General features: G+C 50.2%; 21 protein-coding genes. 18 read left to right on the top strand and 3 right to left on the bottom strand.

From position 1 onward, the window contains the following. Positions 1-99 precede the first annotated feature (99 nt). The 4 genes from C2M24_RS08595 to C2M24_RS08580 all read left to right on the top strand — a co-directional run bounded on the left by C2M24_RS08595 (position 100) and on the right by C2M24_RS08580 (position 2322). Positions 100-492, top strand: a complete 393-nt coding sequence (locus tag C2M24_RS08595) for a thiol-disulfide oxidoreductase DCC family protein (protein WP_105214219.1) — start codon at positions 100-102, stop codon at positions 490-492. After that, on the top strand, positions 485-1183 hold the full coding sequence (locus tag C2M24_RS08590) for an SDR family NAD(P)-dependent oxidoreductase (protein WP_105214217.1): 699 nt from the start codon (positions 485-487) through the stop codon (positions 1181-1183). The genes C2M24_RS08595 and C2M24_RS08590 overlap by 8 nt, the downstream gene beginning before the upstream one ends. 20 nt (positions 1184-1203) lie before the next feature. Next, positions 1204-1839, top strand: a complete 636-nt coding sequence (locus tag C2M24_RS08585) for a flavin reductase family protein (protein ID WP_105214215.1) — start codon at positions 1204-1206, stop codon at positions 1837-1839. A gap of 81 nt (positions 1840-1920) precedes the next feature. Beyond that, positions 1921-2322 (top strand): cytochrome b562, encoded by a 402-nt coding sequence (locus C2M24_RS08580; RefSeq protein ID WP_233999526.1) that lies wholly within the window; start codon positions 1921-1923, stop codon positions 2320-2322. A 190-nt stretch (positions 2323-2512) separates the two neighbouring features. On the opposite strand, the gene C2M24_RS08575 is transcribed toward C2M24_RS08580, so the two are convergent. From C2M24_RS08575 to C2M24_RS08565, 3 genes are all read right to left on the bottom strand, one after another. Beyond that, positions 2513-3184 (bottom strand): glycine-rich domain-containing protein, encoded by a 672-nt coding sequence (locus tag C2M24_RS08575; protein WP_199775700.1) that lies wholly within the window; start codon positions 3182-3184, stop codon positions 2513-2515. A 78-nt stretch (positions 3185-3262) separates the two neighbouring features. After that, on the bottom strand, positions 3263-4345 hold the full coding sequence (locus C2M24_RS08570) for a substrate-binding domain-containing protein (RefSeq protein WP_105214211.1): 1083 nt from the start codon (positions 4343-4345) through the stop codon (positions 3263-3265). 351 nt (positions 4346-4696) lie between these two features. Next, positions 4697-5350 carry a DUF6058 family natural product biosynthesis protein gene (locus tag C2M24_RS08565; protein WP_105201475.1) on the bottom strand — a complete coding sequence of 218 codons (654 nt, stop codon included), beginning with the start codon at positions 5348-5350 and terminating at the stop codon, positions 4697-4699. A gap of 165 nt (positions 5351-5515) precedes the next feature. Between C2M24_RS08565 and dapA the strand changes: the two genes are divergently transcribed. The 14 genes from dapA (at position 5516) to C2M24_RS08495 (ending at position 15036) form a co-directional block, all read left to right on the top strand. Continuing rightward, positions 5516-6433, top strand: a complete 918-nt coding sequence (gene dapA, locus C2M24_RS08560) for a 4-hydroxy-tetrahydrodipicolinate synthase (protein WP_105214209.1) — start codon at positions 5516-5518, stop codon at positions 6431-6433. A gap of 116 nt (positions 6434-6549) precedes the next feature. Then, complete coding sequence (locus tag C2M24_RS08555; protein ID WP_105214207.1) at positions 6550-7260, top strand: beta-ketoacyl synthase chain length factor; 711 nt, start codon at positions 6550-6552, stop codon at positions 7258-7260. Next, positions 7253-8038: a lysophospholipid acyltransferase family protein gene (locus tag C2M24_RS08550; RefSeq protein ID WP_199774383.1), complete on the top strand. Its 786-nt coding sequence runs from the start codon at positions 7253-7255 to the stop codon at positions 8036-8038. The genes C2M24_RS08555 and C2M24_RS08550 overlap by 8 nt, the downstream gene beginning before the upstream one ends. After that, a complete protein-coding gene (locus tag C2M24_RS08545; protein WP_105189045.1) occupies positions 8035-8298 on the top strand; it encodes a phosphopantetheine-binding protein in 264 nt (87 codons plus the stop codon). Before C2M24_RS08550 ends, C2M24_RS08545 begins: the two co-directional genes overlap by 4 nt. A 14-nt stretch (positions 8299-8312) precedes the next feature. After that, positions 8313-8558, top strand: a complete 246-nt coding sequence (locus C2M24_RS08540; protein ID WP_105201472.1) for an acyl carrier protein — start codon at positions 8313-8315, stop codon at positions 8556-8558. A 2-nt stretch (positions 8559-8560) separates the two neighbouring features. After that, a complete protein-coding gene (locus C2M24_RS08535; RefSeq protein ID WP_105201471.1) occupies positions 8561-9130 on the top strand; it encodes a hypothetical protein in 570 nt (189 codons plus the stop codon). Beyond that, the gene (locus C2M24_RS08530) at positions 9123-9860 is read left to right on the top strand and encodes a hypothetical protein (RefSeq protein ID WP_105214205.1); all 738 of its coding nucleotides are present in this window, start codon (positions 9123-9125) and stop codon (positions 9858-9860) included. The genes C2M24_RS08535 and C2M24_RS08530 overlap by 8 nt, the downstream gene beginning before the upstream one ends. Next, the gene (locus C2M24_RS08525) at positions 9839-10465 is read left to right on the top strand and encodes a hypothetical protein (RefSeq protein WP_158683735.1); all 627 of its coding nucleotides are present in this window, start codon (positions 9839-9841) and stop codon (positions 10463-10465) included. The genes C2M24_RS08530 and C2M24_RS08525 overlap by 22 nt, the downstream gene beginning before the upstream one ends. Then, on the top strand, positions 10458-10811 hold the full coding sequence (locus C2M24_RS08520) for an ApeI family dehydratase (RefSeq protein ID WP_105214201.1): 354 nt from the start codon (positions 10458-10460) through the stop codon (positions 10809-10811). The genes C2M24_RS08525 and C2M24_RS08520 overlap by 8 nt, the downstream gene beginning before the upstream one ends. A 3-nt stretch (positions 10812-10814) precedes the next feature. Beyond that, on the top strand, positions 10815-11555 hold the full coding sequence (locus tag C2M24_RS08515) for a glycosyltransferase family 2 protein (RefSeq protein ID WP_105214199.1): 741 nt from the start codon (positions 10815-10817) through the stop codon (positions 11553-11555). A gap of 10 nt (positions 11556-11565) precedes the next feature. Then, positions 11566-12513: an LpxL/LpxP family acyltransferase gene (locus tag C2M24_RS08510; protein ID WP_105214186.1), complete on the top strand. Its 948-nt coding sequence runs from the start codon at positions 11566-11568 to the stop codon at positions 12511-12513. 3 nt (positions 12514-12516) lie between these two features. After that, positions 12517-14061 carry an HAL/PAL/TAL family ammonia-lyase gene (locus C2M24_RS08505; protein WP_105214184.1) on the top strand — a complete coding sequence of 515 codons (1545 nt, stop codon included), beginning with the start codon at positions 12517-12519 and terminating at the stop codon, positions 14059-14061. Continuing rightward, positions 14054-14479, top strand: a complete 426-nt coding sequence (locus C2M24_RS08500; RefSeq protein WP_105214182.1) for an acyl-CoA thioesterase — start codon at positions 14054-14056, stop codon at positions 14477-14479. Before C2M24_RS08505 ends, C2M24_RS08500 begins: the two co-directional genes overlap by 8 nt. Next, positions 14479-15036, top strand: coding sequence for a LolA family protein (locus tag C2M24_RS08495; RefSeq protein ID WP_105214180.1), 558 nt, complete (start codon positions 14479-14481; stop codon positions 15034-15036). Before C2M24_RS08500 ends, C2M24_RS08495 begins: the two co-directional genes overlap by 1 nt. Position 15037 lies beyond the last annotated feature (1 nt).

Genomic DNA, 15037 nt, shown 5'->3' with positions numbered 1-15037 from the left:
ACATTTGCATTACCACCAAGCCCTTACCTCTGCGTAAGGGCTTTTTTATTGGGTGATCTTAAGGCGGCCTCTGTTCGTAATGCCAGACGGAGGAAATGTATGCTCACTTTATTTTATGACGGCAATTGTCCGCTGTGTGCTGCCGAGATCAGAAAATTAAAAGGGTACGCTCATAAGGGTGCCCTTGTACTAATCGATATTAATAACGATGAAGACCTTTCATCTTTCCCCATGATTGATTATCACGCCGCTTTAAATACCTTGCATGCCCTTGATGACAAAGGGCAGATTTTACTGGGGTTGGATGCCAATGTCGCCGTGTGGCGGGCGGTTGGTAAGTACCCTTGGTTAAGGGTGTTGCGCTGGCCATTGATCCGTATTGTCGCAGACTGCTGCTATCGAATTTTTGCGAATAATCGCCACCGGATAGCGGGTTGGCTATCGGCAAGCGTATGCAAAGGGCAGTGCGCAGTCGGTGAGCGACATGAGTAGAGCCCTGATAATAGGCGCCTCGAGTGCCATAGCCCAAGCTCTTATCGATGAGTTGGAGTTACACGGGACGCAGGTGCACAGCGTGAGCAGAGTCAGGCTCGAGCGTGAGCGACACAGCTGTTTGACTTACAGTGAGCAGGCGATTGCCAACTGGTGCCTTGATGCCCAGCAACAGGGGTTGGCTTTTGAACACATTTATATTTGCAACGGCATGCTGCACGCAGAGGAGGTGCAGCCAGAAAAATCGCTTACTGCTTTTTCGCAGTCGGCTTTTTTCGAGGTGATGCGGTGTAACACAGTGGTTCCCATGTGGTGGCTGTCGAACCTAAGCAAGCTCCTGGCGCCCAAAGCGCAATGCGTGGTTACCATTTTAAGTGCCCGCGTCGGCAGCATCACAGATAACCGTCTGGGGGGCTGGTATAGCTACCGCGCCTCAAAGGCGGCCTTGAATATGCTTACCAAAACCGCCGCCATTGAAATCCGGCGCACGCACAAGCAAAGCAAATTTTTATTGTTTCATCCCGGTACCACGGACAGTGCGCTGTCTAAGCCTTTTCAAAAAAATGTGCCTGCAGGCAAGTTGTTTACCCCTCATTTTGTCGCCCAGCGTTTACGGGAGCTCAGTACAGATTATGCCTTTCTTCCGCCCTGCGGCTTCTATGACTGGAATAGACAACCCATTGAATTTTAAAGTTTATAGAGAAGATAATAATGCAATTTAGTAAAGACGATCTCGGTGCAATGCCCTCACGCTACAGAGCGCATTTTGTAAACAGCTTGTCGGGGTATAAAAGTGCAAACCTGGTGGGCACCACAGATGGCCAGGGTAACCATAACCTAGCCATTGTCAGCTCTGTGGTGCACCTGGGGGCGCATCCCCCTTTGGTCGCCATGATCATGCGCCCGGATGTGGTGGAGCGCCATACCCTGAGTAATATAAGGGCCACGGGTTGGTATACCATTAACCAGGTGAACACTGGTTTTTGGCAGGCCGCGCATCAGACATCGGCCAAGTACGCTGTGCATGAAAGTGAATTTGATGCGGTGGGCTTAGAACCTCAATTTATCGGTGAGTGTCCCGCTCCTTTCGTCAGCCAAAGCCTGTTGAAATATTCGGTGAAATTGGTTGCCGAGCAGGTCATAGAACAAAATGGCACCCTGATCTTGATTGGCGCAATCGAACAGGGGGAGGTCAGTGACAACGCCTTGTGCAGCGACGGCCATATCGACCTTCACAGTATAGATACGGTGGCGATAACGGGATTAGATGGATACCATGTTGGCAGCCGCCTTGGCCGCCTCAGTTATGCACAACCTCATGTGTGGCCAAGCGCGCTGGATGACTAGTGTAAAGGGGATTGACAGCGCCCTTGTGTCGAGACTGTGCTGAGGTACAATGTCGGCAAGTTGAATTAAGAGGTTTCTCCCATGCGTTTAGTCTTATCCCTGTTTCTTGGTGTTTTTATTGGTCTGGCGTCAATGCAGACAACGGCTCAGCAGAGCGTTGATCTCGAAGCCGTGATGAAGAAAATGGGCCACAGCTTTAAACAAGCGGTTAAAGCCGAAGATCAAGGGCAAATGCTTATGGCCTTGGACGAGCTAGAGACCTTGGTAGAGCAAGCCAAGCAGGCTCGCTTTAACAAAGAGCCGGAAAAGTCTCAGTTGGGGTTGGACAAGGTGTTGGAGCAGATTGCACTGGCTCGTACCTTGGCGCAGAACAACGAATTGGCGCAAGCGAGCGTGGCCCTAAAAAGCATTGACTCACTGCGCAAGGAATACCATGAGCTTCATGAGCCACCGGGCTTGTGGCAATTATTGTTTGGTCAATAATATTTATACCAATTCACTTAAATAGCTAATCACCCTAGCGGGCTAAATGTCGTGCTCACCGCGTTGGAATTTTTCTTATGTAGAATAACTACATAAGAAAAATTCCGCGTTGTTATCACATCATTTATCCAGCGCTATGTCTGATCACATACTTAACAGATTTGGTATTAGTTTCTCACTGGTTGCGGTGTTAATCGCCGCCGCCACAGCCTCCACCGCAGCTTGAGTCACCGCCGACACTATCGCTCGAGCTCGACGTTGAACCGCTGTCACCTGCACATCCCGATGAACAACCTATATGGGCGGCACAATAGCCATCGCCATACAGGGGCGACTTTTTATTCTTGCAATCTAAGGCGTAGACAAAGCCATCTTTAATTTTAAGCTGGCTATCAAGAGCGAACAGTAGGGGCAACTGCGTGGGTGCCGCAGCGGGTAAGTTGCTTTTGGCACAGGCTAAACGCCAGGCGCGCCTGATACCATCCTGGGCGACCACCTTGGTTCTCATGGCCTCGCTTGGGGTATGGTGTAAAAAGCGCCCGAGTGCCTTTTTACAAAACTGCTGGTAGTTGCGGGTAAAGAGGATAAATTCATGCCAGGCCACGTCAACCACCTGCGAGGGCATGGCTACCATTTTATTGCCGGCTTGATGACAGATATAAAAGTAATCCCTTAGCCCTTGCAATACCAGCTCTACGTCCTTGTCTTTGAGATGGGGGTAAGCGTGCTTTACTTTGGCGGCTATCGCCGGGGCAAACTGATATCGCTCTATATACACTCGCTGTGCTTGCTTTTTGCGGCGCTGGTATAAATAGACGCTCAGACCTAAAACGATCAGCGCCGTGATGGATGTCATTAACATTTGCTGTCCCTGCCCATGGGTTATTCTTTTTATTATTCAGCTAACTACGGGTTGCCCTTGGAAGCAAGTTGTTTTTGGCTAACAGCCTTTTTGTATACACAGAGCCAGGTTTTGCAAGGTAAAGGGCCAGGGCTCTTGGTGTAGGCTGCTAAAGCGCTTAAAGTTAATATTGCCCAGGGTACGTTCTTGTATGGCCTTGATCAGTATTTGATATTGCTCGGAATCGGGCTCAAATATGGCGAAGTTACTGCTAGAGATAAAGGTATCGCCCTGATGATGGGCATCGTGCAACATGATCAAGGCCGCAGCCCCCAATAACACATGGCCACCGACGGAAACATCAAGGTGTTCATCGGTGTCCATCTTATCCCAATTGATACCGCCGACGACCGGTAGCTGCGCCGAGTTTACACTCGCAGCAGCTCTAAGAGCGCCCCCTGCAATAGGGTCGTTGGCTGCCCAAATCATATTGATATTCTTGATATGACTAAGCACGCGAATACTTTTGCGATAGCCTTGCTCTGCGGACCAATTTGCCACTTCATGGTACACCAGGTTTACTTCCGGGTGCTGGCGTAAAAACAATTCCAGGCCACGCTGGCGGCTGAGTGCCGAATCGGTAGTGTGATCGCCATACAGTGCCAGCATATTGAGTTTGGCATCTTCACCAAAACGCTCAATGGCGCGCTCAAACAGACCGCGGGCCAGCTTATAACCGGCCTCGAAATGATTGGGAAGAATATAGCCGAGCAGCCAATCTGGTTTAGTGGTGAGAATGTGCTCCTGCGGAGCATTATAAATAAATAACAGTGGCTTATCTAATTCAGCATCGGCCTTGATCAGTTTGGTTATGGCTTTTTTCTCGTCAACCACTATGACATAGTCGGCATTGCTTCTGAGCGCGTCGTTCAGTTGCGACTTCATTAAAATATGATTGCGATTGGCATAGGTGACCGACAATTTAATATCGAGATCCTCGGCCACAGCTTCCATCGCCAGGGCCACGTTACGCCAAAACAGGCCGGTCGAATTATCGAACTGGTGACCGGGGTTCACAAAGCGTACCTTAAGCGGCTGGGCATCGGGATCGGCTTGAGCTCCCGTACTGATAAGCAGCAAGCTGAGGGTGAACGAAACGAGTAAAAAGCGGAAAATCGTCATTATTTCAACATATAACTGATATAGACCCTAGGGTCTGTTTATCTTTGCGGTTTACTTTATGTTCAATCTAAACGCATTCTGATCACGACGCTCGTTATGATGCATAGTCATTCTATGTACATAGCGAGCAACACAGAGCAGGATGCGTTTAGATGAACCCGTAGGGCAGCGCTTGTAGCGCATTTCTCCTGTGTTGTTACATGTTTATGTAGAATAACTACACCACACATGTGCCGCCTTGTATAAATTCACTACAAACTGCTGCAGAAACAAACAACAAAGGTCAACAGACCCTAGTGTATGTGGCGTGCGTGCATCAGTAAAGGAAGGGTCGACAATTTCCGCTTTAGTTTAGCGTTTTAACGATAAATCATACTTGAGCACTAGGGCATCCAGGTATTTGGCGCGCAGCGAATGCTTGTATTCATGGCCAGGCGGTTCAATAATCGCTTTGGAAAATTGTTTCATAATTGGGTGTAATTGCTGCCTTTGCTCGGCACTTAAGGCGGTGACCGTCATCCCTTCGGTAAGGGTGTCTATGCTGTAGCGTAATGCATCCATATGGATAATTTCTTCAATCTGCCCTTGTCGGGTTTGGGTACCGAATTGGCCGCTTAAAAATTGCTGCCACAGGTGGGTGAGTCGCTCGTCAATATCTTCCAGGTAGTCGTCAACCAGGTAGAGTCCCTCGTTTTGCAAAGAGTAAAGCGCCTGCATCGCCCGCTGGGCAAAGAGGTTAAAGGCTACACTGGCCGACTCTATGTTTGCCTTGGCAATTTGCCGTCCCCAGTCCTGCATAGCGATAGGGTAGTACTGCCAAAATACCTGACAGTCATAAATCCCCTGTACCGAGTGGCATTGAATGGTGTTTTCCAGGCTATAGCTGGCCTGAGGAAAAATGCACAGATGCTGCCAGTGCTCAAGTTGCTCACGGTCGACACCCAGGTGTTGGCAAAGCTGATCTTCCCGGTAGAAAAATTGTTCCAAATAATCCAAAAGATGCATAGGTAAATCGATAACTGTATATTTATACAGTTATCTTGATTCAAACCCGATTAAGTTGCAAGCCTTAAAATGGAGAAATTATTACGCAAAGGTGTCGTTCCTCTCGGCATAGGCGTTTGAATATGATTAAATTAGTAAAAATAGTTAGTGAGAGAAGCCAATAGCATGGGAACTATGGAGCAATTAAGACAGGCACGGGTGATTACTGCGATAAAGACCCCGTATAACGACGATGGCGAAATTTGCCTGGAAACCTTTGATGCTTTGGTGGAGCGCCAGATTGCCGCCGGTGTCGATGGTATAGTTGTTGGCGGTACTACCGGCGAAGGGCAACTGATGAATTGGGAAGAGCATTTAATGCTGATTGCTCACAGCGTCGCTACCTTTGCCGAACGTATCTTGATCATAGGTAACACCGGCAGCAACAACACCCGTGAAGCTATTAAAGCCACTAAATACGGTTTTGCTACAGGTATGCATGCCGCCTTGCAGATCAATCCTTACTATGGCCGTACCTCTGTGCTGGGCTTACAAGCTCATTTTAATGCCGTACTCGATATCGGCCCTGCTTTTATCTATAACGTTCCGGGGCGCACAGGTCAGGATCTCACCCCTGACTTTATCGGCTTATTGGCCCAGCACAAAAACTTCATCGGTATGAAAGAGTGCCAGGGCAACGAGCGCATTGCCGCCTATGAAAGCCAAGGCATCGCCTGTTGGTCAGGTAATGATGATGAAGCTCATGATGCGGTGCATCAGCACGGTGCCCATGGTGTGATTTCGGTGGCCACTAACCTGATCCCCGAGCTGTTTTGTGACTTGCTGAAATCACCTCAACCTGAGCTCAATGCCGAGCTTACACCGCTGATGAATTGGCTGTTTTGTGAACCTAACCCCATTGCCATTAACACGGCGTTGGCGATGACAGGCGCGGTAAAACCTGTGCTGCGTTTACCCTATGTGCCATTAACACAAAAACAACAAGAACAGGGTGTTGAACTTATGTCCAAATTGGATGAAAAGTACCTGGTTGGTGAGCAAACAGCGGCTATCATCGCTGAAAATGCGTTTAAATTGTACTAAGTTAGCCAAGCAGTAACATTTTAAGACTTAACAGCCGGTTAATTGTACCGGCTTTTTTGCTATTTTTTTTACAATCCATTACTATTTGCGCCTTATGAATAAACGGACTTTTGGCGATGAAGTGTGCTGTCGAAAAGTTGGCCGTATATGCGGCGCAGCCAGCCTTAACAGAAAATATTGAGCTCAATAAACTCTTAGATGCATTGGCGTCAGAATTTATTGCGCTTGATGTCAGTTGGGTCAAGCCCATTCAACGCCGCCGTTTAAGCGCTTTTGCCAAGATGATCCTCAGTTGTGCCCATAAGGTAAACCCTGATGCTCAGCCGCTGCCGATTATTTTCTCATCCCGCCATGGTGATCTGCATAAAACGTCGGACTTGCTGGCACAACTTCAAGCGCATGAACCCTTATCACCTACTCAGTTTGGCTTGTCGGTACATAACGCCGTAGCCGGACTCTTATCGATTCTGACCAATAACAAGGCGCCCATTGTCGCCTTGGCCAGCGGCAACAACAGCATTAACAGCGCCCTGTGTGAGGCCTATATTCAGCTGCAAGACCCAGAGGTTGAGCGGGTGATGGTGATCCATGCCGATCAAACCTTGCCCGAGCTGTATCAGGAGTTTGCCGATGAGCCGCAAGTGGATCATTGCCTTGCCTTGGTGCTGAGCACAAACTCTGAGGCCATAAATAATGGTGCTGCTGTACGCCTTGAACAAGGCGATGGAACAACCAAGCCTACAGTGGCTGCAGCGCTGAGTTTAGCGCTGGCCCTGCACGAGCAAAAAAGCATTGAGCTTAGTGGATGGCGGTTGCACTATGATTAGCAAGCTCAACTACTGTTGGCGCGTGCTTGGCACGGGTTTTTGTTTTGCTCTCTTTGGTCTCGGTGGTATGATCTTAAGCCTGACCATCCTGCCTTTGCAGCGGTTAATTTACCGGCAAACCGAGGTGCGTCAGCGCAAGGCGCGAAAGCTGGTGCATTACACTTTTCGCTTTTTTGTGGCTGTGATGGATACCTTGGGGGTGATAGGTTTTCATGTTCACAACCGCGATGCCTTTAAAAACTTACGCGGGCAGCTGATCCTTGCCAATCATCCGAGTTTAATTGATGTGGTGGTGCTGATTGCCTCTGTGCCAAGGGCCGATTGCGTGGTTAAGGCGCATTTGTTTAAAAACCCCTTTATGCGCGGCGTTATTCAAAGCACCGGCTATATCAGTAATGATGATCCCGAAGGCTTGCTGGTGGATTGTTGTCGCTCGTTAGCCGCGGGCAATAATTTGATTATTTTCCCCGAGGGAACGCGCTCTGACAAAGGCTCACTGCAAAAATTTAAACGCGGGGCTGCCAATATTGCTTTGCGCTGTGGTTTGCCTTCGGGCTCGGTGATCACCTCGGTGCTGATCACCATGAAGCCCAGCACCCTGACCAAGGGCACGCCCTGGTATAAGGTGGCACCGAAGAAAGCGCATTTTTCGATGCATATTGCCGCCGAGCAACCGCAGCCCTGGCAGGGCCATGAGCATGAACCCATGAGCATGCAATCGCGGGGCTTGACCAAACACTTAGAAACTTATTTTCATAATCAAGTAGCGAATTTATGAGTGATTTAAAACTAGAACTAAAACAACTAATTATTACCAGCTTAGATCTGGAAGACATCGAAGTAGCAGACATAGACGACAGTGAGCCCTTGTTCATTGACGGCCTTGGCCTAGATAGTATCGATGCGCTGGAATTGGGTCTGGCCATTAAAAAGGCATTCGATGTAAAAATCGACGCTAACTCAGAACAAACGAAGGCTCACTTTGCATCTATCAATGCATTGGCTGAGTTTATTGAACAATCGCGCAACAACGCTTAATAGTGGAATAGAAGATGAAAACTGCTGCTGAAATTTACGACGTATTACGTGGCATTTTAGAGAATGACTTTGAAATCGACGCCGACGACATCAGTATGGATGCCAACCTATACGAAGAGCTGGACTTAGACAGTATCGACGCCGTTGATTTGGTTGTGAAACTAAGAGAAATCACCGGTAAGAAAATCGAGCCGGAAGCCTTTAAACAGGTGCGTACCGTAGCGGACGTAGTAAAAGAAGTAGAACAACTCGTTAATTAATCATGCTTAAAGGCATAGTGAATGCACTGATCTCCTTGTGCCTTTTGGCTTATCCTGTCTTGGTTTACCTGGGCTTAAGCCGGGGGTATGAGCAACAGGTAGCCTGGCTGTTGGCGGCCTTATTAACAGGGCGCGTGCTGTTGGCGCTGCGCCACAAGGCTATTGGCAACTGGCTATTACCTATCTCCGCCGTTGGCTTGCTGCTGGTGTTGATGGCGCTAATGCGCGGCTCATCCCTGTGGCTGCAACTCTACCCGATTATGGTGAACCTGATTATGGCCATCACCTTTGCCCTAAGTTTGCTGCAAAAGCAGAGCATGGTGGAGCGTTTTGCCCGCTTGCAGGAGCCACAATTGAGTGAGCAAGGCGTACGCTATACCCGTAAGGTGACCATGATCTGGTGTGCCTTTTTTGTCCTCAATGGTATCGCCGCCACCTACACGGTCTGGCTTGGTGATGTGGCTTTGTGGACCTGGTATAACGGCTTTATCGCCTATGTGCTTATCGGCCTTTTGGCCGCCAGCGAGTGGACTTATAGGCTGTGGTTAAAAAGGCAGGGCAAGCTTGTATAACTTAAAAAACCTCCTCGGTGAGCACATGGCCAGCCGTGACGGCTGTGCTTTTAGCAGCGCACAATTTCTTGCTTTAGTCGAGAGTTTTTATCGCCGTTATGCGTCTCTTGAAGCCGGCTCCTCGGTGTTGCTGTATCACAGCGATAGCATAGAGTTTGCAGCGCGTTTGCTGGCATTGGCGCAATTGCCGCTGGATATTGTTTTACCTCCTAACGCTCAGCCACAAACCTTGTGTGATTTGCAAAAGATCACCAGTTTCTATGCCGGTGAGTTGGAGGCGGATAGCCCGCCTGGCTTTACCTGTGTGGACGCCTTTGCCCCAGATTCTTCATTGGCGTGCGATTTACACTGGCCCGGCAGCGCTCAGGGCTCCGGCAGCCTGGTGTTTTTCACTTCGGGCTCCAGCGGTCCTGCCAAGGCCATTTATAAATCTTGGGATGCCATTAACTGTGAACTAGAAACCCTGGAGCAGACCTTTATCTGCGCCGAGCCTAAGCCCGAACATCTGTCCTTTGTGGCCATGGTGTCGCACCAGCATATTTATGGGCTGTTATTTAAACTGCTGTGGCCGCTGCGTTTTGGGCACTTCTTCGAAGCCAGCAGTTACCAATACCCAGAGCATTTAGCCAAGCGACTTGGCGATCATCGGCGTTGGCTGGTGGTGCCTCGCCAGCTCAGCTATCCCGGCTTGTGGATGACAATGTTCTGGTGCCGAAGCGTGCACAGATAGAGCGCATATTTTCCTCCGGTGGACCCTTGGCGGACTCAGATGCCATTACCTTGGCGGAGCAGTTACATCAAGGCGTAGTGCAGGTTTATGGCAGCACGGAAACCGGCGGCATAGGCTATCGCAGTGTGCTTTCGACGACGGCAACGCCCTGGCAGCCTTTTGCTGGCATCAGTCTAAGCACAGACGAGGGCCGCTTGGCGCTGCAATCCCCCTTGATAGACGAGCCAATCCGGCTGTTGGATGACAAGGGCCAGGTATTGAGTGATGGCCGATTTTTGTTACTCGGGCGCGCCGATAGAACCGTGAAGGTAGCGGAAAAAAGGGTCGACCTGGTTGGTATGGAAGCGCGTTTGCGCCAGCACCCTCTGGTGCGCGCCTGTGCGCTGCTGCAACTCTCTTCGGGGCGTTTAGGTGCCTTGGTGGCACTTAGCAATGCAGGTGAATCGCAGGCTTCCAGCAGGGAAATCACCGTGCAGTTAAAGGCCTGGCTGGGGCAGGAATTTGAAGCCGTGTGTGTACCGCGTAAATGGCGTTATTTTGAGCAGCTCCCCTACAACAGTCAGGGCAAGCTGATTTATTCGCAATTGGAGCAATATTTTGTCTGATCTAGTGATAACCGAGCCGCAGATCCGCGCCATTGAACAAACGGACGACCAGGTTGCGCTGACCTTGTATTTACAACCCGAGCTCGATTATTTTCGTGGCCACTTTCCGGGTGCGCCTATCCTTGCTGGTGTCGTGCAACTTGATTGGGCGGTGCAATACGCTCGTCAATATCTGGGCATGATCGGGGAGATAGCCGATATCGAGGTATTGAAGTTTCAGGTGGTGATGACCCCAGAACTGGAAGTGACGCTGCAATTGGCCAAGAAAAATAACGAAAAGGTGCTCTTTAGTTATCATTCTGAAAAGGGTCAGCATGCCAGTGGCCGCCTGGTCTTTGCGAGCTAAGCCATGAACTTGTGTATCGTCATTCCTAACTACAACCATACCCATGCCATTGATCAGGTGCTGGCGCAATTAAGTGGTGCCGGTTACAAGATAGTCATGGTCGATGATGGCAGTCATGCCGAGGCGCAAAAATACTTCGACGAGCTGGCGCAGCAATACAGGGATTTGACCCTGCTACGCCATCAAATCAATCAGGGCAAGGGCGGAGCGGTGCAAACCGGTCTGCGCTGGGCATATGAAAACGGTTACAGCCATGCCCTGCAGGTGGATGCCGATGGCCAACATTGCCTAGCGGATATGAACCGACTGGTAGAATGTTCCCGGGAAAATCCAGAGGCCATTATCAGTGGTCGTCCCCTGTATGACGACTCGGTCCCCAAACACAGATATTTAAGTCGCTATATCACCCATTTTTGGGTCTGGGTAGAAACCCTGAGCCTGTCCATTAAAGACTCCATGTGCGGCTTTCGCGTATATCCACTGGCACCTTGTATGGCGCTATTTGCACGCTGCGAGCTGGGTAAACGCATGGATTTTGATATTGAGATCATGGTGCGCATGTATTGGCGCGGTACGCCTTCGCGTTTTGTTGACACCCAAGTGATTTACCCAGAAGACGGGGTGTCGCATTTTCAGCCACTGGCCGATAACCTTAAGATCAGCTGGCTGCACACCCGCTTGTTTTTCGGCATGTTGGTACGCCTGCCTAAATTGCTATGGCGTAAGCTCAGTGGTCAAAGGTAAGCGGCACGATATGAGCGAACAACATTGGTCAAAAACCAAAGAGCGTGGCAGCTATCTTGGCATGCAGTTTTTACTTGGCGTGTATAAGCTCTTTGGCCGACGGGTGCTCTGGCTGTTTATGTTTGTGGTGGTGTTTTATTTCTATGTCAGCGGCAGAAAAGCACGCCGTGCGTCCCTTGATTATTGGCGCCGTCTCCACACGTTTGACTCCAGTCAACCTAAGCCTAGTTTTGGCACTGGGTTAAAACATTTTTGTACCTTTGCCGACAGCGCCTTTGATAAGATTGATGCCTGGCTTGGGCGTATTACGCCGGCGCAATTGCGTTATCAGAATCAACATCTGTTTGATGACTTGGTGGCCCGCCGCCAAGGCGCCATTTTTATCGGCTCGCACTTGGGCAACCTGGAAGTATGCCGGGCCTTGGGCATGCGTCATCAAAACTGTGTGATCAATGTACTGGTGTTTACCGAGCACGCGGTGGAATTTAATCGCACCTTGGGGCGCATTAACCCCAATGTCAGCGTCAACCTTATTCAGGTCAGCGATATGGGCCCGGATCTGGCGATTTTACTTAAAAGCAAGGTCGAGCAGGGTGAGTTTGTAGTGATTGTCGGCGATCGCACTAGCACCAGTGCGGTTGGGCGGGTGCACTATGCGTCCTTCCTTGGCGAGCCGGCGCCTTTTGCGCAGGGGCCCTTTATTCTTGCGGCGCTACTGGAGTGCCCAATATACTGGCTATTCTGTACCCGAAGTGGTGATGGCTTTGACGTCCATTTCAGTCATTACAGCGAGGCCTTATCCTTGCCGCGTAAAACCCGGCAGCAGGCCCTGGCTCAGGTAATAGATGATTACGCTCAAGAGTTGCAGCGCGTGACGCTGCAATGCCCTTATCAATGGTTCAATTTTTACGATTTTTGGCAACGCGATGAAGACAGCGTGCGCCACAAGGAGAAGTAGTTCGTGTCTAGTATTCAATCCATCGAGTTTGGCGCTGCGCCGCTGCGTATAGAAGATATCGTTGCTTTTGCCCGCACTGATACTTTAGCACACATTAGTAATGACCAAGCCTTGGCGCGCAAAATAGACTCGGCGGTGGCCTTTTTAGATGAACTGCTCGAAAAAGAAGGGGTGATTTACGGCGTCACTACCGGTTACGGCGACTCTGTGACCGTAGGCATCCCCCTTGAGCTGGTGCAAGAGCTGCCTTTGCATCTCACCCGTTTTCACGGCTGTGGCATGGGCGCTCACTTTACTCATGCCGAGTCGCGCGCCATTTTGGCAACCCGATTAACCTCCCTGACTCAGGGCTATTCCGGGGTGAGTTGGGAACTGCTGCATTTGCTTCGCGATATGCTTAACCATAAAATCCTGCCCTTGATCCCGCAAGAGGGCTCGGTGGGCGCCAGTGGCGACCTCACGCCGCTTTCTTATGTGGCCGGTGCATTAGTAGGCGAGCGCGATGTGTATTTTCAAGGCGAGGTGATGGCCGCCAAAGACGCCTTTGCCAAGGTAGGGCTGAAACCCATCACATTGCGCCCCAAAGAAGGCTTGGCGATTATGAATGGTACGGCGGTGATGACAGCCATTGCCTGTTTGGCCTTTGACCGCGCCAATTACCTACATAAGCTGGCAACCCGTATCACCGCATTAAGCTCCTTGGCGCTCAAGGGCAACAGTCATCATTTCGATGAAATCTTATTCTCGGTGAAACCGCACAGCGGTCAGCAGCAGGTAGCGGCCTGGATCCGCGATGACCTGAATCATCATAGTCATCCTCGCAATGCCGAGCGTTTGCAGGACCGTTATTCGATTCGCTGCGCGCCCCATGTCATTGGCGTGTTGGCGGACTCCTTGCCCTGGTTGCGTCAGTTTATCGAGAACGAGCTGAACTCCGCCAATGACAACCCCATTATCGATGGGCAGGGCGAGCATGTGTTGCATGGTGGTCACTTCTACGGCGGCCATATCGCCATGGCCATGGACAGCATGAAAACTGCGGTGGCGAATCTGGCCGACTTGGCCGACAGACAAATCGCCTCCTTGGTGGACACCAAGTACAACAATGGCCTGCCGAGCAACTTGAGCGATGCCCATGACGAGCGCAAGTACATCAACCACGGCTTTAAAGCGGTGCAGATCGGTGCTTCCTCCTTTACCGCCGAAGCCTTGAAACTGACCATGCCCGCCAGCGTATTTTCGCGCTCCACCGAATGCCATAACCAGGATAAGGTAAGCATGGGTACCATAGCCGCTCGCGATTGTATGCGGGTGCTGCAACTAACCGAGCAGGTGCTGGCCTGTACCCTGTTGGCGGCAGTACAAGGACTGCGTATTCGTATTGCTCGTGGTGAGGTGGATGAGCAGGGTTTAAGCACAAATATTCGTGCCATGTATAGCGATGTTTGTCGCTATTTTGATAACCTGACTGAGGACAGACCACTGGAGCAGACCCTGCGCACCACGGTGGATTACATAGTGCAGCAACGTTGGGACCTGTATGAATAATAAAAATGCCTTGCTGGTTAGCTCAGTTGAAATAGAGATCCCGTTTCACGATTGCGATCCCATGAATATCGTTTGGCATGGTAACTATGCCCGCTACCTGGAGGTGGCGCGTTGTGAGTTGTTACGCCAATTCGATTATGATTATTTGCAAATGCTTGAGTCGGGCTATGCCTGGCCCATTGTTGATATGCGCATAAAATACATAGACTCGGCGCTGTTCACCCAGCGTATACGTGTCGAGGCTTACCTTAAAGAATATGAGCAACGCTTAAAAATCGACTATGTGATCTTCGATGCCGCCAGTAATAAGCGCCTGACCAAGGCCTATACGGTGCAGGTAGCGGTTGCGCAAGACAGCGGTGAAATGCAATATGTGTCACCGCCGATTTTAATGCAGAAACTGGCCAAGGTACTGTAATGAAAAAGCTTTTAGTCAGTCTATGGCTTACGCTTATGTGTGTGGCAAGCGCAGCTGCAAATGAGCCTAAGGTCCAAAGTGAGCAGGGCAATTTTAGCCAGGCGAAAACCTTTGCCGGTTTTAACCAGCCCTTTATCAGCAAGGGTGAATTTACCCTAAGCAGTGAGCAGCTGTTATGGCATACCCTGACGCCCATCGATTCCTTGCTGAAAATCGATGGTGATGGTGTGTTTGAGCGCCAAGCGGATGGTCAATTTCGCCGTCAAGGCCAGAGCGGACCTTACAGCAGTTTGTTGCAAGCCTTATTAGCCCAAGATCAGGCGCAGTTGGCGCAGTTCTTTACCAGCAGCGAGGCCCAGCCACCGGCATCTTTGTTAGAGAGCGCCTATTCATGTCAGCAACTCACGCCCATCACACAAGAGCTCAAAGGTCTGTTTAGCCACTTTATCAGTTGCCTAGATAGCCAAGAGCGGGTACGTTTTATTGGCTTGTATGAGCACAGCGGCACGGCCACTGAAATCAGCCTTAACTTTGAGCCCGGTCTAAGCCAAGAGTAGC

The organism is Pseudoalteromonas sp. T1lg22 (genome assembly GCF_002964645.1).
In the GTDB taxonomy this organism is placed as follows: domain Bacteria; phylum Pseudomonadota; class Gammaproteobacteria; order Enterobacterales; family Alteromonadaceae; genus Pseudoalteromonas.
This window is presented reverse-complemented; position numbering and strand designations above follow the sequence as displayed.